The organism is Spirosoma litoris (assembly GCF_054776755.1).
The window spans coordinates 38,168-58,889 of the sequence record NZ_BAAHBI010000007.1 but is presented as its reverse complement, the minus strand read 5'-3'; the positions used below and the strand labels follow the sequence as shown (position 1 = coordinate 58,889).

The following is a 20,722-nucleotide window of genomic DNA, read 5'->3' as shown; positions in this document are numbered from 1 at the left end:
ACAAACAACGAAACGACATGACCAAAGCACTCATGCTGGGATTCCTATGCCTTTTCCTGTCTACAACAGGCATTGCACAGTCCTTCCAGTTGCCTCTAGTAAACACAACCGACAGCCTCCAGTTAGCGCAGTCGATGCAGACGTTAGCGACGAACGTACTCGCAGTTTATCAGCCACAAACTGATCAAAAGGCCTTTTTTGACACAAGATTTCGGCTGCAACTTGTGGCGGGTCAGTACGCAGAAGCGAGAAAGAGCATTATGGCTGTACGATCGTTGTCGACGGATTCGCTGGCGGAATTACTCTACAAGCAGTATGAGCTTTTTGCCGGGGCTCGTTTAAGTCAGTTAAAAGATGGAGGGAGTTTTGCGGCACATGCCAAACCGCTATTGAGTACTCTGTTTGCGGGATTGACGGATCGGCGGGCGTTGGCTATTTCTACCGCTTTCGTCAGCCGGAATGGCGTAGCCAGTCTTCAGAATGACTTTGCTACGCTGTTGGCGAAATACAAAACCGATAACCTGGATTTCGCAGAAGCCATTGCACTCTGTACAAGTTACAATACATGGCAGGTTTATCGGCAGATCGAAGAAGTGGCCAGACCAGTAGTAAAGGCTGATGATGCGCATCGGTTTATCATAGACGATAGCGTTCTGATCAAAACCAAGGAGGGGGCTATCCTTTCGGCTGTAGTGGTTCGTAAACGGGGCATTACAACTCCGCAACCTACAGCGCTGATGTTCTTTATTTATTCCAACACGGATAGGAGTTTGGCCGAAGCAAAGTATTCGGCTACCCGAGGGTATGTCGGAATGGTGGCCGATACGCGGGGCAAACGACTGAGCCCGGACCCGATAAAGCCTTACGAACACGAGGCCAGAGACGTGAATTCGGTCATTGACTGGATTGTTGCGCAGCCCTGGAGCAACGGAAAAGTGGGTATGTATGGAGGAAGTTATTCCGGCTTTGCGCAGTGGGCGGCCCTGAAATACCCACACCCGGCGCTGAAGACGATCGTTCCCTACGTTGCAGCTATTCCGGGACAGGGTTTGCCGATGGAGAATAATGTGTTTCTGAATGCGAATTATCAGTGGGCATTTTATGTGACGAATACGAAGTATCTGGATAATGAGGCCAATAACGACAATCAACGCTGGCGTCGGATGCGCAACCGATGGTACGAATCAGGAGCGGCTTACAACCGAATCGACAGTATCGACGGGACGCCTAATCCTTGGTTACAACGCTGGTTGAAGCACCCGGACTACGACGCTTACTGGCAAAACATGGTACCTTATGGACCTGAATTTTCGAAGATTAAGATTCCCATTTTGAGTATTACTGGCTATTACGATGACGGACAAATTTCGGCCATGCAGTACGTTACCGAGCATTATAAATACAATCCAACCGCCGAACATTATCTGCTTATTGGTCCTTACGATCATTTTGGTGCCCAGCAGGGTGGCGTTCCGGTATTGCGCGATTATCAGGTGGACCCCATCGCGTTGATCAATACCAGGAAAATCACCTTCGATTGGCTGGACTATAGCCTGAAAGGGGCAGAAAAGCCAGCGTTGTTGACAGACAAGATCAACTATGAAGTCATGGGGAGCAACACGTGGGCACATGCTCCTTCGCTTGCCGAGGTGAGTAAAACCAGCTTACGACTTTACCTGACAAACCAGAAAGAAGGTGCAAATTATCGGCTCAGTAAGCAACGACCGACAACGGCAAAGACACTAAAACAGGTAGTTAATTTGGCCGACCGAACTACCTCCAACAACGATTACTACCCGGACCCGATCATCCGAAAAACCTTGAACCGGACTAACGGGCTGTTTTTTATCAGCGATCCCTTCGAGCAGGAGGCCGCCGTGAGTGGAATGTTTTCGGGAGAGCTAAAGGCGATGATCAACAAAAAAGATATGGATATCGGGGTCGTACTCTATGAAGTGACCCCACAGGGCGAATATTTCGCATTGTCGTACTTTTTGGGACGGGCCAGTTATGCCCGCGATGCAAGCCGTCGACAGTTGTTGCGCCCTGGGGCTTGGGAGACCATTCCGTTCTCGAAGACAAGATTCGTTAGTCGGAAGGTAAGCAAAGGGAGCCGTTTACTGGTGGTGTTGAATATCGATAAGAACTCGTTTGCCCAGATCAATTACGGTACGGGCAAAGACGTAAGTCAGGAAACAATTAAGGATGCTGGGAAACCGCTGACGATTCAGTGGTCTACGGATAGCTATATCCAGATTCCTATTCAGATTGATCGCTAGCCAGTTTGGTCTTGGGTAAAGTATATACCTGTTTAATTTTTTCAATCAAAAATCGCCATGAGTTTGTCATTCCGACTTTAGGAGGAATCTCAACATCCCTCATAAGGCAAGCTTGAGATTCCTCCTAAAGTCGGAATGACAAACTCGACACTCAATCAATAGCAGTTTAAACCAGCTCAAAAATAGTTAATTACAAAGCCCTGAAAGTTTTAACTATCAGGGCTTTGTAATTTTTTGTAAAGGAATATTTACTTAAGCGAATAAGCCTTTACCGTATTATGGAAGAAAGTCGGTACGAACAGCATCTTCGTGGCAGGGTAGTAGCCAATATCAGCCGTATTGATTTTCTCTTTCGAGCTATCCAGTTTTAGTTCTGTGCTGCCATCGGCGCGAACGTGCCAGATCTTACCAGCCCACTCGGTAACGATGTATTCCTTGTTTCCCAAAGCAACGATACCATCAATACCGCCCGATACCTTGCCTAACGTGGTCAGTTTCTTGGTTTCTGGGTTCATCGACAGCAGCGAGCCATCGCCATTGCCGATTAATACCTGCCCATTTTCGACATAAAGGCCATTGGTTCCTTTGAGGGGATCGCCTGATAAGACAAGGCTGGTTTTTCCACCACTCAAGGCCCAGATTTTACTGTCGTTAGAGTCCGAAATGTATACGATATTTTTCTTGGTATCGACGGCAATATCATTGAGGAATTTGGCCCCTTCGATGGGGTAACGCTTAAGAACTTTACCGGTTGCCAATGAAATTTCGGCCACCTGATTCATTTCTGTAACGTACAGCTTATCGCCCAAAATGCCCATGCCTTTGGTCGAGTTGAGGTTTTCGGTAAATTTCAAGTTGAGCACCTTGCCATCCAGTCCCACTTTAGCAATGAAACTGCCTTTGTTTTCGAGCTTGGGACCGCCATTGATACAGGCTACATAAAGCACTTTTTTAGCTGGATCGACCAAAACACATTCGGGCGTCGTTAAGGTGGTGTCGCTTTCCCAAACGGGCTTTAAGTTAACGGTTTGGGCCTGCGCGAATGCGATAGCACCGGCTGCTAGATTGACCAAAATAAGGGCAAATACTCTTTTCATAAGTTGTTTGTTTTGGGCTAATGAAAGATGGAGAACTACGTCTGGCGTGTAATACCTCGACTAAAGTAGATAATTCTAGCTAATTACTCACGGAGCCCTGTGTTATCAAATTCGTATGAGGTTGGGCGGACTGGTGCTGGTTTAGATACTCTGGATTCTGTTGATTCTCTAGATACTATGGATACTATCCCAATAGAATCAACAGAATCCAGAGTATCTAAAGAATCTATAGTATCAGCAGAATCTATTTTTTGCCAACGCACCTACAGATCAAACTTTTCCAGTTTCCCGTTTCGATAGACATAGACTTCATACGAATGCTTGTCGATACTAAACACTTCTTCCAGCATCACTTTATCAGCCCCTCGACTCAGCGCCGTTACCTTTGTTTGCTTGGCTATAGGGAGTTCGTGGAAGGAGATGCTATGCTCAAATGCGAAACCCTCATCGTATTCAAACTCCAGCGAAAACAGTTTATTCCGCCATTGAAGCTGCGTAGTCATGCCGTTGGCCACGGGCGAATAATCGATACCGATGGGTGTCTTGGTTAATACTTGACCAGCGGCTTCCGTAAATAAACTCAACCCCGAAACCACCATAGCCGTGTATCCCACCCGTCGGAACAGACTTTCGCTTAGGCGAGGGAGTATCCATTTCATTCCCCAGGAGGAAAGCATGGCAGCCAGGGCGATCATAGCTCCAAATGTCAGTGCTTTTCCGGTCAATAGCCCAAAAGATGCATATAGAGCCAGTTTTACCCCATGAAGCATAACCTCGTTAGCCGCTCGGGTAGCTACGATTTCTTCTTTGGTCATGCCGTAGCGTAAATAAAATCGATTGAATAGTAAACCCACTGCGCCTGTTAATCCTGAAACAAAGCCCGCTGCCAGGCCAATGAGTGCCAGATAGCCTTTAGGCAAGGGATTCATTTCGGCCAATTCTTTGCTGGGACGGAAAATCAGCGGCAGATTGGCCATTAAAAATAAGCCCATCAAGAGTTCCAGATAAAGCGGATTTATATAGCTCAGTAATCGGGCACCCAACCAAACGGCGGGTAGGGCAGGAGGCACAAACCAACCGACTACTTCCCAGCGAATGCGTGACCAGAAAGCCACAATACGGGAAATAGAACTGGAAACGGTACCAATCGACAAGGTCGCCGGAACCTGAGCGCCGGGTAACAGCGAACCCAATATGGGTAGGAGTAAAAGCCCTGCTCCACCTCCACAAACTGCGCTGAGGGAGAACGCCAACAGAGCACAACCAAATAATAACAAACCGGATAAAATCATGAATAACGTCAGTTCATGGCCATTGATATTGGATGCAAACTAAAGCAGGCAATCTGGAGCGATTTTGAAGTTTGCTGGTAACTAGTGCTTTGTCAAAATAGAATCCCCTAGAATCTATTTTACCAGAGTACTAGCTACCGTTTAATAAGAGCAATAAAAGCTTAATAAGAAGTTACGAGATAGTTGTCGACTAATTGATTCATTGCGGTGTACTTTCAAAACTACATGACAATGTCACTATCCAACTATCACCTGCTTGTGGGCCGCTACGACCGGGGCCTCATGGCGCCAGATGCCAATCACTTCGAGATAAAACTTAATACCAGTACTGATTTTTACCGGATTGCGGTTAATGTCCGTTCGCAGGATGGCTCTATGTTGATGGCTTTTGTCGACGATAATTATCAGCATGAACTATGTGCCCGTTTGCTCGAAGCATTCCCGCAAAATGGGAATTACAATATCAACGATACGGCCAAACGAAAGCAGTTTGGTCTGGATTTTTTACGGCGGAATATGGTCGGCGATTTTAATAAAATGCTCGTTCTGCCCAATAATTTGCCGGGTTTAGATAACGACCTGGAAGATAAACTGACCTCAGCACTGGACAAATCGAAGGCAGACCCAAACGCCCGGATTTTTGCCTTTGGTGAGCAGTGGCCAGGTACGACCAAGCCCGATACCTATTTTCACGAGATGAAAGATCAGGGATTGCATGACATCCACATGAACCAGGGAAATCCACGTGGCTCGTTCGAAAAAGATAATGGCGTTTTTCAGGATGGTGGTTTGTTAATTTATTACCCAAGCTTAGATCGCTGGACGGCGATCCTGCTAGCTTTCCAGACCCAGTTTAATACGCTTAATCCGGCTACCTTACATACCGACGATCAGACGGGTAACCGCATCACAGGCACTACGGATAATAATACCCCAGTTGTGGATACGCAGGTGGATGGCGAGGTTGTCATTGCGGCTGCTTTGGTAAATCCTAAGGGCAACGAAACCGGTAAAGAGAAAGTCGTTCTGATCAACGTTACCGATACCGACATTTTGCTCGATGGTTGGAAGCTGGTCGATCGAAATCGGCAGGAGTTTGTGATCCATAACGTAACCATTGGGGCTTATGGCACTGCCGAAATCAAGATCACAGCCGATAGTAATTTTAATTTAGCCAATAAAGGGGGCACCATCTCGCTACTCAATAGTCAGGGTATAAAAACCAGCGGAGTTCAATACACGAAGCAACAAGGTCAAGTGGAAGGTAAACTAATTCGGTTTTAATTGTCTCAACTAAGTGCTCGTTTAAATTAGCCTTTACTTAGGGACAAGTTTATTTTTCGACAGGATTAACAGGATTTAAAAAGACACCACAAATCCTGTTTTATCCTGTTAATCCTGTCGAAAAATAAACTTGTCATACACTCAATTGACGTTCATTCGCTTAACCAGATTACAAACTGTATGACCCGTGTTGATGAATTGCTGGAGCGCATTCGGACGGCTAATCAGGACCGGCGGAAAGACCTCCTCAAGGTTAAATATGAAGCCATGACTGAGAGCCCTTTCCGATTTTACCGGGCTACACCATATCTGTTTTACAAGGACTGGCCGATTGCCGCTTATGCGAAAGAACATCCAAATACCTGGGTTTGTGGCGACTTACACCTTGAGAATTTTGGCTCGTTTAAAGGGCAGAATAGATTGGTATACTTCGATATTAATGACTTCGATGAAGCTCTGTTAGCGCCCTGTACGGCCGATATTGGGCGACTTGTGACCAGTTTATTTTTAGCAGGTGCCCCTAAATTGTTAAACTATCCGGTTGAAACGAGTCGGTTTTTGGCGCAGCAGTTTCTGGCGGCCTATACAAAAATGCTGTTGCAGGGGAAACCCCGATCCATAGAACGGGAAACGGCGGATGGCGTTCTGAAGCAGTTTCTGACTAAAGCGGCTAAGCAAACACGGGCCGACCTGATTGAAAGTTATACGCGTGGCACAGGACTCAAACGAAAAATCGTTCATAAACAGATTCGCCCGTTGGTTGGTGAGGAACGTGAATCTGTGAGGAATTGGCTAACGACTGCTTTGCGGGAGCAAGACGGATACGAGCTTCGCGATGTAGCGCTCCGAATTGCCGGTACGAGTAGCATTGGGCTAAACCGCTATGTTGCGTTGGCAAAAGGTCCGACGGGGAAACTGCATTTGCTTGATTTAAAAGCCACTCGCCCATCTGTTGCGGAACCTTACGTAGGCATACCTCAACCGTCCTGGTCAGATCAGGCCACTCGGGTTGTCACGTTGCAAAATCGGTTACAGGATGTTCCTCCGGCCAATCTTTGGTCAATGAAAGGCCCCAATAATGAGTATTTTGTGGTGCGCTACCTGCAACCGCAAGCCGATCGGCTGAAAGCGAAACGGATTCGGGCCATACAGCAACTACTTCCTCTAATCGAAACAATGGCGCAGTTAACGGCTTCCGCTCATCTTCGTAGTGGGGGCCGGGAGGGGTCGGCCACCGCGGATCGATTGATTGATTTCGCGAATCAGTCAGACTGGGCCCCCGAGCTATTGGGAAGAGCCGAATCCTACGCGTTGCAGGTATACCAGGATTATGCTCAATTTAAAGCCGCCTTTAAAGCCGGACGGTTCACTAAATAGCCCGTTTTTTCGAAGAAGTAATAAAAGACCTTGATCGTTTAATGATTTCTAATTTTCTGCCTGTCAGAAAATTAGGATGATTACGGTCGGGAATAGACGTCAACTGATCAGTGGCGGGACCGACTAAGTTTACATAATTGCATTTTGTTAAAATAGCTTAAACAGGCCAGTTCAGGTCATTTAAAGTGCAACGCTGGGTTTAGGAACCTCGTATCGGAAGTAGCTATATCATTCGAACGAAGGTAAACTTAACCAAATCAAGATGAGAAATCTCGTTTTGACGATTGCAGACTCTATTCGTTTTCAGACGCAGATTGTCCGCAAAGAGCCACTTAAATGGTTGCTCTTTGCGACCGTTATGCTATCTCTTTCAGGTTGCTCGAATGAGGCAGAGGAGGAGATCGATATTGACCGAATACCGAGCGGGCCCGCCGAGAAGCAGGCGCTCAACAAATGGATTTTAAATTACCTGCACGAAGTAGTTGCGGATAGCAAAACCGTGCAGTCTACTCGCGACAAAAGCAGAACGACCGAAAGCGTCCTCGAATCACGTTCGTCTACTCAGGCCGATACGACTGGTCAGGCTGGTGGCTTTATTGCCTGGTATGCCAAAACGGAGCCTGTTCTGGAAGATAGTTTGGCTGGCAACCTCAATGGGCTGGCCCATAACTCCTCAGATTCTAGCGCAGTCATTGCCAATTTACTCTTTTCAGTCCCTGATTCACTTGTCCAGAAATTAAGTAATACGCAAGGGGATAGCGTGTTAATCGTTGACCTGAACGTCACGCTCGCAGGCGATACAATTTTGAGTCGTGAATGGACTACCCAGGGCGGTATACCACCAATTGCTGTTACGCTAGTAGCTAACTCGCGACAGGTTGATACAACAAATAGTCCTATCTCGGTAGTTGATGTACCGCCTAGTCGTCCTCTGTTAGGAGATACAAACAAAGCACTGAAGAATGCCGCGTTAGGCCCCGTCTCGGACACACTATCGGGCTCCTCCTTTACCGTCCCTCCACTAAGCACTCTATCATCGTTAGGGTCATTTATTGACAAAAAAACGGAGGTAATTGAAATAACCATACCCGTAAACACAATTCACTGATCCATTCAGCAGAGCGGCAGCACCGGTTGCTCGATACAGCTTTGCGTCTAACTTCCTCGTAATCAATTTATTTTCATATGCATTTTCGAACACCACTCTCTTCTGAACAAACGACAACTCTACTCACGCACAAGGTTATGAATCGAGTTCTATTTTTTATCTGTGTTGGCTGGACGGCGCTGCTGGTTGGCTGCTCTGGCTCAGATGTTACAACATTAGGCGACTGGATAACCAAGTCTGACCTTGATGGCGTGAGCCGTAGTGCCGCAACGGGCTTTGTTATTGGAAATGTAGCCTATATCGGTACAGGCATTAGCTCGTCGAATGAGTTATTGAACGACTTCTGGGCGTATGATCAGTCAACGAATGCCTGGACCCAGATGGCCAATTTTGGCGGAGTTGCCCGGAGCGCGGGAGTCGGGTTCGCTGTGGGCACCAAAGGTTATGTTGGCACGGGCGTCGATGCGAACACGACTCGATTAAAAGACTTTTGGGAGTTTGATCCAACTGCTAATACGTGGGTGCAAATCGCTGATTTTGGTGGTACAGCACGACGCAATGCGGTGGCTTTTGCCGTAAATGGCAAGGGTTACGTTGGCACAGGTTACGATGGGAATTACCTGAAAGATTTCTGGACCTACAACCCTGAAACGGCGAGTTGGGAAAAAACAACTTCGTTTGGTGGGGCTAAACGAATAGGCGCCGTGAGCTTTGTGATCAACAATATAGCCTACGTTGCTACAGGTACAAACGGAGCCGCTTTAACCGATGTGTGGGCCTACGATCCGGCGCAGGATTTATGGATTGAAAAAGATGAGTTCGATACCGACAATGGCGAATACGTGGCTCGTAGTTATGGTGTAGGCTTTGCCATTGGGACTCGAGGGTATATAACGGTTGGCGATGGGAGTGCGACCGTCTGGCAATACAATCCCGATGCCGATAGTTGGGCCGAGTTTGGGGTTTTTGAAGGTGGTACTCGTTTAAACGCGTTTGGATTCGCCATTAATGGCAAAGGCTATATAACTACTGGCATCAACAGCACAACCAGTTACGATGATTTATGGGAATTTGACCCAACCATCGAACAGGATACCAATTCAAATTAACAGGCTTTACAATTAGATTTATAGTTGCTGATAATCAGATTGTTAAGTTTTGCTATTATTTTTCATTCTCGCCGGGTTTATTGACTTGAAGAAATTAATCGCCGAAAAACCTAACTATCAGCCCACAGCTAAAGCTGTGGGCTGATAGGGGTTACCTAGTCAATTCGACGCTTATTTAATTCAACTCAATTTATCCGGCGAGAATGAAAAATAAAGGGAGGCCTATTGATTAAAATGACTACTAATCGCCAGATATTTATTTAGAATTAATAAAAATAATTTTTATTTCACCGGATCGTGCCGTTCATTTGTGACTCTTTAGAATATTTCTAAATAATAGTACAAATGAATATTGCTAAATTACTACATGTGTTATTTTTGGTGTCGGTAGCCATAGCCGCACAAGCTCAATCAGGAGGAACTATCCGGGGAATTGTAAAAACCTCCGACGGAAACCCTGCTGAGGCCGTAACTGTCAGTCTGAAAGGAAAAGGGCAGGGGGCCATTACCAACTCGAAAGGCGACTTTACGATCAGCCATATCAAACCCGGTACGTATCAGATCCAGGTATCAGCCATTGGCTTGAAAACAGTGGAGCAAACAATAACCTCTAACGGGACTGAAACAGTTACGGTCGATTTCACGCTAACAGAAAGCGCATCGCAATTGACAGAGGTAATCGTAAATGCCAGCCGTAACAATCGGTTTTCGCGTTCTTCCAGCGACTATGTGTCGAAGATGCCACTGAAAAATCTGGAAAATCCGCAGGTGTATAATACGATCGGTAAGGAGTTGCTGACAGAGCAACTCGTTTTTTCGGTTGATGATGCGATGCGTAACGCACCGGGCATTCAGAAAATGTGGGAAGCAACGGGCCGGGCGGGCGACGGCGGTAGCTATTACAGTAGTCGTGGCTTCATTGTGCAGAGTCAGTTACGGAATGGTCTGGCTGGTAATGTGACCAGCGACATCGACGCGGCAAACCTGGAAAAGCTGGAAACAATAAAAGGCCCATCAGCTACTTTGTTTGGAAGTTCGCTTACGTCCTATGGCGGTTTAGTGAATCGGGTGACCAAGAAACCCTACGAAACCTTTGGGGGCGAAGTGAGCCTGTCGGCGGGGAGCTACGATTTTCAGCGTGCTAGCCTTGATCTAAACACTCCCCTCAACAAAAGCCGGAATCTGATGCTGCGTTTAAACACAGCGTTCAACCACGAAGGCACTTTTCAAACGCAGGGTTTCAGCCGTCGGCTTGCAGTAGCGCCAAGTTTGTTATTCAAACCCAACGATCGATTGTCCATTCAACTGGACGCCGAAATTTACCGGATTGAGGGTGTAGGTAAGCAGATTTTCTTTTTCTACGTACCCGGCAGTACGCTTGGCGCTTCCAGTGCCGATCAGTTAACAGTTGACTACCGTAACTCGTATATGGGGCCTGGCCTGACGCAGCAATCGCGCAGTACGAACCTCTTTGGGCAGGTAAATTATCTGATTTCTCAATCGTTCCGATCGTCGACCAATATCAGTACCAGTCACAGTTTCTCGAATGGATTCGGTCCCTATTTTTATATAATTCCGGATGGCAAAACAGTAGGATCGAACCTATTAGTAAGAGCTGATCAATCGACCCGCAACAGTACCAACGATGTTCTGGAAATCCAGCAACTGTTCAATGGTGATTTTCGGTTAGGTAACCTACGGAACCGTGTCGTAATAGGGTTAGATTATCTGCATGTCAACTCGAATCAGCTCTTCTTCGGTAGTACCTACGATACCGCACCCATTACGTCGGGCTACGATTACAGCCAGTTTGGTGGAGCGGCTTTGGCGGCTTTGTATGCCACAAAAGCTCCTGATTTTACGTATCCTCTTTCGGGTATCAAGGACACCTACAGCGGCTTTTTGTCCGACGTACTTAACCTAACCGACCGATTGAGTGTATTGGCAGCTCTGCGGGTTGATAATTTCCATAACAAGGGTGGAATGGTTGGTACCGAAGTGGCTGGCTTTAACCAAACGGCGTTTTCTCCCAAGTTTGGCTTAGTTTATCAGCCAATTAAAGACAAGGTATCACTATTTGCCAACTACCAGAATAGCTTCAATAACCAGGGAATTTACAACGCCTACGACGTGACTTCCGCTGACAGTTTAACCCAGAAATTTGCGAAACTGGAACAAGCGAACCAATTTGAAGCAGGAGTGAAACTGAACGCCTTGAGTGGCCGCTTAACAACCACCATTAGCTATTACGATATTCAGGTGAAAAACCTGCTTCGTACCGATCCGAATCCGCTGGCAGCTGCCAAATTTGCCCAAACACAGGATGGCACGCAGCTAAGCCGAGGTGTTGAGATAGACGTGATTGCGAATCCAATTACGGGGCTTAACGTGGTGGCTGGCTTTTCCTACAATGACTCCAAACTAACCAAAGCGGATACCGATGTGGACGGCCGTCGACCTACAACGGCTTCTTCACCTGTTCTGGCCAATCTATGGCTTAGCTATCGCTTTAATTCGTATGGACTACGTGGACTAGGTGTTGGTTTTGGGGGGAATTATGCGAGTGAGAACAAGATTCAGAACAGCGTAAGTATGGGCGTATTCAGCTTACCCGCCTACACGGTGCTCAATGCTTCGGCTTTCTATGACCGTCGCAAATTCCGAATATCAGCTAAAGTCGATAACCTGACCAATCAGCATTACTGGATTGGTTATACAACGATGAATGCCCAAAAGCTGCGGAACTTTGTGGGAAGTATCGCGTATAAGTTCTAGAACTCTGGTTGAACTGATTGCAAATTTTGTCATGCTGACGAAGGAAGCATCTTGGAGTTCACTATTAGGCAATGAAGCTGTTTAAACTTTTCTCGCTAAAGAGAATAGGAATTAATTGTTTGCCATTCCGACGCCAGGAGGAATCTCAAGCTCCCGTAATAATCAAGCTTGAGATTCCTCCTGGCGTCGGAATGACAAAAACACGCTGATTAATACTTGATTTTAGAAAGTTTAAACAGCTTCAATATTAAGATGCTTCCTTCGTCAGCATGACAAAAATCGATTAGCCACAACTCGTTGTTTAAACTGGATGGTTTTTGTTCTTCCGGGTATATGATAACAAAAAAGCAGAGGGTTGAATTGTATGTTGTTAGATACAATTCAACCCTCCGCTTTTTTGTATTATTTGTAATCTACGCTGCGTTAACCACTTCACTAACTACGTCCTGCCATTCTTTTAATTCAGGAACGCCCGGCTTGCGTTTGCCAAATATCAGGGCAATGTTATTGCCTTCGTTATCGAACAAATCGAGTCCCGTTACGATGCCATCTTTGGTTGGTTTGCGCGTTACCCAGATGTGATGAACCTGATCTAAGCGCAGATGCATGTTGAATTCAGGGTCCAGTACATTATACCAGGGGCCTGTGGTGACCAACTTCTTAACTGGTCCGGTGTGGATCTGGATACAACCCGCACTGGCTGCAAAAATCATGATTGGCAGTTCGCGTTCGGCTACCGTTTCGAAAAGCCTTATGAGTTGCCCGGATGAGATCAATTGCGCATAACCTTCGGGAGCAAGCCGAAGTCCCTGTTCACGATCAAGTTTGTGCTTGCGTAGAAGACCAAAAAACTGGTGAGTGTCTTCCATTGCTAGCCATTCGGCCTGAAACTCCTGAACGTTGATGTCTTCATCGGGCGTAAGGGCTGCTTTTTCTGGATAAGCTACCGTAACGATTGGACTGTTCTGATCGGCCGCCAGGTATTTTTGAACCAGGGCATCATAGGCAGCTACATCGGATTTATCGGTCAGATAAATCTTGTGTACCGCTGCCCCATCCAGATCGAAGAACTGAAGGCTCTTCCGTCCGTTTTCATCGACGGCAAACCCAAAATGCCAGTGCGACATAAATAACCGGAGGTCAATATCAGGACCCAGAACCAGCCCGGTCTGATCGTTAAACGATACTTTTTGGTAAACGCCTTTGCGTTCATGAACGATGTTGTCGTTACGCGTCAATGCCATAACGTGGCCCAGGCTAGTAATCTCTTTCAGCAGATCCCGGAAATCACCTTCGAGCCGCTGAACAGTGTCGCCAACTTGCGTAGCCAGGAGTTCAGCTTCGCTTACACCCAATTGTTTGGCCGCATCGCGGATTCGGGTTTTGGGGTTTTCCAGATTGAACGCAGCCCAGCGCTCTTTGAGGCTTTGTGTTGTAGTCATTATTTATTAGTTAATCGTTGATTGTCTGAGAATTGATAGTGTTGTGGGACCACCATAGGGCAGTCCATTTCGGGATGGTCAATGAGCCATACCTTCAAATTGAAAACGCGGTGAATCGTTTCCTCCGTAATTACCTCTCGGGGTGTCCCGATCGCTTCAACCCGACCTGAACGCAGCATAACGATCTGATCGGCGTATTGTGCGGCCAGATTCAAGTCGTGTAAAATCACGACGACGCAGAACCCTTTCTTGGTAAATTCATGAGCAATTTCGAGCATTTGATGCTGATGCAGCAGATCGAGCCCCGTGGTGGGTTCATCTAAAAAAAGAATGCCCTGCTCCACATCCCAGATCTGCGCCAGTACGCGTGCCAATTGAACCCGCTGTTGCTCACCACCCGACAGGGTTGTAAAAATGCGGGAGGCAAAATCCCACATGCCTACTTTTTGGAGGGCCATTTCAGCAATGGCATAGTCTCGTTCGGAGGGGTGAAACTCGAAATGAGGATACCGACCCATCAGGACTAATTCGCTAACCAGAAACGGAAAGACAACGGAGTTTTGCTGCGGCAGCACCGCCCGAAATAGCGAAAGCTCTTTGTCGGAATACGAAGGAAGTGGTCGGTCGAAGAGTCGAATTTCGCCAGTAAACTTAATGAGTTCGCGGGTGCACAATTTGAGCAGTGTCGATTTGCCCGCACCATTAGCCCCAACAATGGCCAGCAATTCGCCCGGTTTGGCCTGAAACGAAACCCCATCGAGGAGTTTCCGATTTCGTATCTGGTATGATATGTTTCTGACGCCCAGCATCTTTTAGAGTTTAGTTTCTATAGATCCTTTTGATTTTTTGGATTCTTTAGACGGTATTACATTCATGATTGCAATGGGTTCTTTCTCCTCATCGCTCTAACAGAAGAGAAAGAATCTATAGAATCCATTAGTGCTCATTTCCAGACTCACCACCGTCTGTTTCGAAACAAAATCCATAAGAAGACCGGTGTTCCGATCAGCGCCGTAAGAATCCCAATGGGCAGTTCGGCAGGAGCAACCAATGTTCGGGCGAGCGAATCGGCCAATGTCAGGACAATCGCTCCGCCTAAAGCTGAGCCCACTAGCACACGACGATGGTCGGAACCGACGCCAATACGAATCAGGTGCGGAATAACTAACCCGACAAACCCAATAATGCCCGCCACGGCAACCGATGTTCCCACGGCCATCGTCGCGAAAATGATGACCTGTCGCTTAACACTCTTTAGGTTCACGCCGAGCATACTGGCCTGACTTTCGCCCAGCGCCAGCAGGTTCAGGGATTTGGCTAAGCGGGGAATGCCCACTAAGGCGATTACCGTAAAAGGCAAGATGGCCAGTACAGATGTCCAGGTTGCTCCGCCCAGGCTGCCCAGGCTCCAGAAGGTGATATTCCGAAGTTGTTCGTCGGTTGCCAGATACGTCATAATGCCCGTTATGGCACCAGATAGTGCATTGATCGCGATGCCGGTCAGCAACATGGTTGTAATCAGGTCTTTTCCGGCTACTCGGGCAATGCGATAGACGAAAAAAGCCGTTGCGCAGGCCCCCAAAAACGCTACCACCGATAAGGCATACATCCCTAGAACACCCGTGAGTTTTTGAAAAAACGATACTTCCAGAACGATCATCGTCACGGCGGCTAGTGACGCCCCCGACGAAATGCCAATCAGACCCGGATCGGCCAGGGGATTTCGAAACAGACCCTGGATAGCGGCCCCGGAAATGGCCAATCCTGCGCCAATCAAAATGGCCAGACAAACCCTGGGCATTCGAATCACCAACAGGATGGCTTCTTTCGTTCCATCAACCTCTAGCGTTTCGCCCAATGCTTTCCGAAGAATAAGTCCGATTTCGCTGGGTGTTATGTAGACAGCCCCAATGCCAACCGATAGGACAATCGTTACCAGTAAGACAACGACCAGAATGGGCATCAACCACGGGTTGATGGTTGTTTTAAGCACCGATGTTTGGGTTGGCTTAGTGACAGATGGCGGGTCGATTGTGGCGCTGGTCATGGCAGATTACGCTTTAGGTTTCATAGTAATTTTCTGGGTAAGCTCCTGAAGTGCCTTGCCTAAACGAGGGGAGAAGCCACTCAGTAAATGGCCATCCATCTCGATGATCCAGCCATTTTTACCCGCATTCGTTTGGGCAATGCCCTGTACTTTCAGTAGTCCTTCGTTGCCACCTAGACTTTGAAGCCCGCTATCGAACAACAAAATCACATCTGGATTTGCCGTAACCAGGGCTTCTGCCGTAAGTGGCTTGTAGTTTTCGAAGTCAGGCGTGGCATTAACGCCCCCCGCCAGTTCGATCATTTTAGCCACCTGCGTTCCCCGGCCCGATACCATCATGGTGCCGGTGCCACGAGCATAAATGAACAGCACTTTGGGGCTATTCATCGCCTTTTTGACTAGTGCCAGATCGGCATCCAGTTTCTTGATTAAAGGCTTGGCTTTCGATCCCACCTGACAGGTGGTAGCTACGTCCTGAATGAGTTTTTTAGCACCGGCAATGCTATACTCCTGCTGAAACGAGATAACCTTAATACCGGCGGCTTTTATCTGCTCAACCACTTCGGGTTTCGTTCCTGCATTTTCGGTGGTGAGTACCAGCGTTGGTTTAAGCGAAATAACTCCCTCGGCCGAAATATTGCGATTGTGGCCAACTTTGGGCAGGCTTTTCAACGATTCGGGATAGGTGCTTGTTACATCGACCCCGATCAGGTGAGATTGTAAACCCAGATCGCACAGGATTTCGCTGACCGTACCATCGAGTGATACAATCCGAACCGGATCGTCGGTACGTGGTTTGGCCGTAAGAACCGAAACGTTTCCGAGAATAATGATCCACAAAAGGCCAATAAGCCGCGTTAGGGAAAGGACTGATTTTATCATACTGATTTTCGATTAATAAGCACCAACGGGCAGTTCCCCAAGGAGGCTGCCTGTTGGTAGATTGCCTGATTAGCTGGCCTTTTTAACCAGTTTGAATTCGAATTTAGGGTTGCCCCGAACGCCACCATCGGCAGAGATGAAGCTGATGAATTTGAGTTTATATACGTTACCCGCAGCATCTTTAACTACGTAGAACCGGTCGGTTTTTACACCGATTGGTGTTCCCTGCGTTACCCGCCAGTTCGAACCGATTACGGAGCGATCTGCCTTGAAGGTGGTTGTGGCAATGTTGCTTTCACCATACGCATCATACGTAATGGTGCTGGTCATGACTTCGGCAGCCGTTATACCACCTAGGTAGTTAATGTAAACCTGATCGGAGAAGTAGTACGGTACGGTACCGGTACCAAAGCTGGTAGTATAGATACCGCCAGTCCATTCAATATCCCACTTTGTTTTAGCAGGTTCAACAGCTACGGCCGCACCTGTATCGAACGAGACAAAGTTGAAATTGTAAGCAGCATCTTTCGTAATCGAAACGGTCTTGAACGTCGTTTCTTTTATACCTGCATACTGAAGTGTATAGCCAGTCGTGCCATTGCGTAACACTCTGATTTTTACCCAACCTTTGGCGGGTGTTGCGCCACCTGTACCCCGGTTAATAATGTACACTTTGTTGTCAGCGTCGATAGCTGAAATGGTTGGGAGTACCGTTTTCGTCAGATCACCCGATACATCATCAATTAATTTTAGACTTTCTGTAGTGGGTTCAGTGGCACTAAGGGCTAGCATAAGGCCAACCGTATCTGCTGCCGTTACCTGCGTTAAATCGGTCTTAGCTAGAGCGATGGCTGTTGCCGCAGTCATGTTGTTAAGAATAACCCGGAAATCGGTACCCGTAGAGAAGCCTAAATCCCAGCTCGCCCGCTTCACGGAGTTTTGGGCGTTGTTGCTTAAATCGACAAACACGGCATTGATCGCACTGGAACCACCCGTTCCTCCGTCGAGCGTCAGCGTGGTACCCGACGAAACAATGGATGTGAATTTAACGGTAAGCTGTTTCGTGGTTCCAACAATGACTGGACTGCTTGCCGAGGCAATCGAGAATGCAATGGTTTCTGTTCCGGCGAGGAAAAGATCAGCCGCTTTGGTCAGTTTAAACGAAGCTTCGCTGGCGCCCGCTGGCACCGTCAGCGACAGGGTGTTTGTCGTGACGGCTGGCGTAGTGGTAAACTGGGTTCCGTAGGTAATGCCAGAAGGTGTAACCTGTAATGTTACAGGGGTAGCGGCATCAACTGCCCTTGATAGTTTCAGTTTAATAGTTGCTTCAGTAGTGGTTGCATCCATACCCTGCTCTGCGCTTTCGAACTGCACTACATTGTCAGGTAGTGGTGGATCGGCTTCCTTACAGGCATTTAGCGTACTTACCGCCAGCGCGAACATGATTATAATGACTCTTTTCATCTGATTTTGGGAGTTTGACTTGGTAAAAGACATTAATAAGGTTTGTTGATTAATGAATGATGAATGATGAATGATGAATGATGTTTATAATCAGGGACTTGTGGTTTTTATCATTCATCATTCATCATTAGTTTTTATACCACTGGAAGCTGAGACCAGCGAAGTACGAACGGCCATAGCTATAAGGCACAGGACCGGCTGTACTGTGAGCGCTGCCCGTATCGGTTGAAGTATTAGCTAATCGGGTAATGTTGAATAGATTTTTAACCCCTGCATTGAAAGTCAGGCACTTATTGATCGTTTTCGTGAGCGTGGCATCTGCCCAATGGAAAGCTGCAATCTCTGTTAGCGTAGCCGATACATTATTATCCGACGTTACCGTTGCGGTGTAGCTGGGTCGTCGGCCAGTGTATTTATAGAAAAGACTCAGCTTCGTTCCGATTTTCTTGAGGTTATAGGTCAGGTTGGTATTTACCTCCGTTGACCAAACAAACGTGGGGAGCGAACCATAATTGGTCGTATCGGAGAGCAGGCTGTTGTAGCGACCGATGTAGGAGAAGCCTACCGTTGCCTGAAGGTCTTTCCAGGTAAAGACGTTCTCTAAGGTGGCCCCAGTCGTTTTAAACTTATCGATGTTGATCGTCATCGAGATACTCGGATTCGTTGGGTCGACACCGTAGCTGATGAGGTTATTGAAGTCATTATAGAAAATCCCGAGTGTCGACTTGAATTTCGAACTGATTTGTAAGGCCAGCGAGCCATTGAAACTGTTGGAGGTTTCTGCCTTCAGATCAGGGTTTCCACGAATGGAATGACTGGCATCGAAAAAGTTGAAATACAATTCACGCAAAGCGGGCGAGCGGAATCCGCGAGCATAGGCTACTCGAAGATCGAGCTTGTTGGTAAGCGAAAATTTGGCGTTAAGGGAAGGAATAACCGGGGGAGCATTGTACACCGAATTCTTGATGAAGCGCAAGCCCGGACGAATGTTGATGCGGGACGTAGGGCTTATGGTTGACGAAACGAAAAACGCGTAGTCGTTAATGGTAGGCGAACCCAAAATTCGGGCACCAGAAGCCCCATCGAGATTGATGTCGATGCCCGGTTGTAGCGAAAATGCTGACGAAACGGTGTAGTAAGCCGTGGCCCGGTACGTCTGACTCGTAAATTTCGATACATCCTGTTCACCTGTGCCGAGCGAAAGCGTGCGGAGGCCAGTGGTCAAATCCAGAATCGTGGTTTGTGTCCGACGTTGGTAATCTGTGTAGGAAGCCTGCCCATTGATTTGAAAACGATCGCTTGCTTTCCAGACACCCTGCAATTGATGCACATACCGATTGGTAATGTATTTCTGATCACGCGCCAGATTAGTATTTACATTGACCGCCCCCTGGCTAAGCAGGTCTTCTTTCAGGGCATCTAACCGATAATAGATGTTCGCATTTTTCGCATGATACCCAACCTTGCCGTGGCCAAATAGCTGATCTTTAGGTAGCCAGTCATTTACCCGGCCTTCTGAAAGTCCCTGCCAACCACCGAACGTATTATTTGTAGCTCCCGCCGATACGTTCCAGCCCTTCTTTTGCCAGGTTACTCCTACATTTTGTAGATGCACGCCCTGCTTGGTTAGGAAATTATAGTCGCTACCAGCCGTTTCTTCCTGAATCCGGGCTGTGACGCCCAATCGCTCAGCGCCTGGCTTTTTGGTGATAATGTTAATAACCCCGGCCAGCGCGTCTGAACCGTACGAAACGGACATAGGGCCTTCTACAATTTCAATTCGTTCGATGCTGTTTATATCAATCTGATTCAGGCTTTCGCGTGTGTCGCCCCGGTCAACCATAGGCAGTCCGTCCAGCAGGATCTTTACATTACGTCCTGCCATACCCATCAACTGAACATCGGTTGTGCCGAGGGTCAGGTCATTGGAAAACCGGAAACCGAGTTCATTATTCAGAACGCCCATGACGTTTAAGGCACCCCGTAAACGGATACGCTCGCTGCTAATAACTCGTACCTGGTACACTGATTTTTTGATCGATTGCGGTTCGTATTGCCCTGTTACAACCACTTCATCGAGTGCGTTATTACTCGCTTTTAGTCGGGGAGAAACGACTGTTGGTTTGTTGGCTTCAACCTGAATCGACTGATTCACTGGTTCATAGCCAACCATCGATACCTGTAATTCATGGTTTCCAATCGGAACGTTTGTTACGTTGAAATGCCCCGATCCATTGGCCATTGTCGCCTTTTTTACGCCTTTAATCTGCACCGTAGCAAATGCCCCCGGCGTACCATCTGCCAATAAAATTGTTCCCTCAACGCTACCGATCGGTTGTTGCGCCCAGAGAGTAGTTGTATTTATCAGCAGAGTTATAAGCCATGCTGCCAGCAGCGTAGAGGTATACGTCTTTTTCATAATAACTAGGTAGCGTTCTGAAGGCCAATAGGCTGTTCAACTAGAATTGTTAATGCCTAAAATAAATGTAATTATTATTTAGACAAAATAAAAACAACGTGCAAATGTACTAAAGCATCCGATTCGAACAAGTGTTATTTAGAATTT

14 protein-coding genes are annotated in these 20,722 nt (G+C 47.3%); 6 read left to right on the top strand and 8 right to left on the bottom strand.

The features are described from left to right. The first annotated feature begins 17 nt into the window (after nt 1-17). Nucleotides 18-2,279 (top strand): CocE/NonD family hydrolase, encoded by a 2,262-nt coding sequence (locus ACYVGR_RS04065; RefSeq protein ID WP_460954002.1) that lies wholly within the window; start codon nt 18-20, stop codon nt 2,277-2,279. Nucleotides 2,280-2,527: 248 nt separating this feature from the next. On the opposite strand, the gene ACYVGR_RS04060 is transcribed toward ACYVGR_RS04065, so the two are convergent. Together ACYVGR_RS04060 and ACYVGR_RS04055 are read right to left on the bottom strand one after the other, a co-directional pair. Next, complete coding sequence (locus tag ACYVGR_RS04060) at nt 2,528-3,376, bottom strand: SMP-30/gluconolactonase/LRE family protein (RefSeq protein ID WP_460954001.1); 849 nt, start codon at nt 3,374-3,376, stop codon at nt 2,528-2,530. A 263-nt stretch (nt 3,377-3,639) separates the two neighbouring features. Beyond that, entirely contained in the window at nt 3,640-4,668 is a 1,029-nt protein-coding gene (locus ACYVGR_RS04055) for a sulfite exporter TauE/SafE family protein (protein ID WP_460954000.1), read from the bottom strand. 231 nt (nt 4,669-4,899) lie between these two features. Here ACYVGR_RS04055 and ACYVGR_RS04050 point away from each other — a divergent pair, with 231 nt between their 5' ends. The 5 genes from ACYVGR_RS04050 (at nt 4,900) to ACYVGR_RS04030 (ending at nt 12,321) form a co-directional block, all read left to right on the top strand. Next, entirely contained in the window at nt 4,900-5,952 is a 1,053-nt protein-coding gene (locus tag ACYVGR_RS04050) for a DUF2278 family protein (RefSeq protein WP_460953999.1), read from the top strand. 180 nt (nt 5,953-6,132) lie between these two features. Beyond that, complete coding sequence (locus ACYVGR_RS04045) at nt 6,133-7,329, top strand: DUF2252 domain-containing protein (protein ID WP_460953998.1); 1,197 nt, start codon at nt 6,133-6,135, stop codon at nt 7,327-7,329. Nucleotides 7,330-7,591: 262 nt separating this feature from the next. Further along, nucleotides 7,592-8,437, top strand: a complete 846-nt coding sequence (locus tag ACYVGR_RS04040) for a hypothetical protein (protein ID WP_460953997.1) — start codon at nt 7,592-7,594, stop codon at nt 8,435-8,437. Between the two features lie 137 nt (nt 8,438-8,574). Further along, nucleotides 8,575-9,546, top strand: a complete 972-nt coding sequence (locus tag ACYVGR_RS04035; RefSeq protein ID WP_460953996.1) for a Kelch repeat-containing protein — start codon at nt 8,575-8,577, stop codon at nt 9,544-9,546. A 345-nt stretch (nt 9,547-9,891) separates the two neighbouring features. After that, nucleotides 9,892-12,321, top strand: a complete 2,430-nt coding sequence (locus ACYVGR_RS04030) for a TonB-dependent receptor domain-containing protein (protein WP_460953995.1) — start codon at nt 9,892-9,894, stop codon at nt 12,319-12,321. A gap of 413 nt (nt 12,322-12,734) precedes the next feature. On the opposite strand, the gene ACYVGR_RS04025 is transcribed toward ACYVGR_RS04030, so the two are convergent. The 6 genes from ACYVGR_RS04025 to ACYVGR_RS04000 form a co-directional block, all read right to left on the bottom strand. Beyond that, nucleotides 12,735-13,763, bottom strand: a complete 1,029-nt coding sequence (locus ACYVGR_RS04025) for a hemin-degrading factor (RefSeq protein ID WP_460953994.1) — start codon at nt 13,761-13,763, stop codon at nt 12,735-12,737. Next, nucleotides 13,763-14,572 (bottom strand): heme ABC transporter ATP-binding protein, encoded by an 810-nt coding sequence (locus ACYVGR_RS04020; protein ID WP_460953993.1) that lies wholly within the window; start codon nt 14,570-14,572, stop codon nt 13,763-13,765. Before ACYVGR_RS04020 ends, ACYVGR_RS04025 begins: the two co-directional genes overlap by 1 nt. A 146-nt stretch (nt 14,573-14,718) precedes the next feature. Continuing rightward, nucleotides 14,719-15,810, bottom strand: a complete 1,092-nt coding sequence (locus ACYVGR_RS04015; protein ID WP_460953992.1) for a FecCD family ABC transporter permease — start codon at nt 15,808-15,810, stop codon at nt 14,719-14,721. Nucleotides 15,811-15,816: 6 nt separating this feature from the next. Next, nucleotides 15,817-16,692 carry a heme/hemin ABC transporter substrate-binding protein gene (locus ACYVGR_RS04010; RefSeq protein ID WP_460953991.1) on the bottom strand — a complete coding sequence of 292 codons (876 nt, stop codon included), beginning with the start codon at nt 16,690-16,692 and terminating at the stop codon, nt 15,817-15,819. A gap of 69 nt (nt 16,693-16,761) precedes the next feature. Continuing rightward, nucleotides 16,762-18,156 carry an HmuY family protein gene (locus tag ACYVGR_RS04005; RefSeq protein WP_460953990.1) on the bottom strand — a complete coding sequence of 465 codons (1,395 nt, stop codon included), beginning with the start codon at nt 18,154-18,156 and terminating at the stop codon, nt 16,762-16,764. 127 nt (nt 18,157-18,283) lie between these two features. Then, a complete protein-coding gene (locus ACYVGR_RS04000) occupies nt 18,284-20,575 on the bottom strand; it encodes a TonB-dependent receptor (protein ID WP_460953989.1) in 2,292 nt (763 codons plus the stop codon). Nucleotides 20,576-20,722 lie beyond the last annotated feature (147 nt).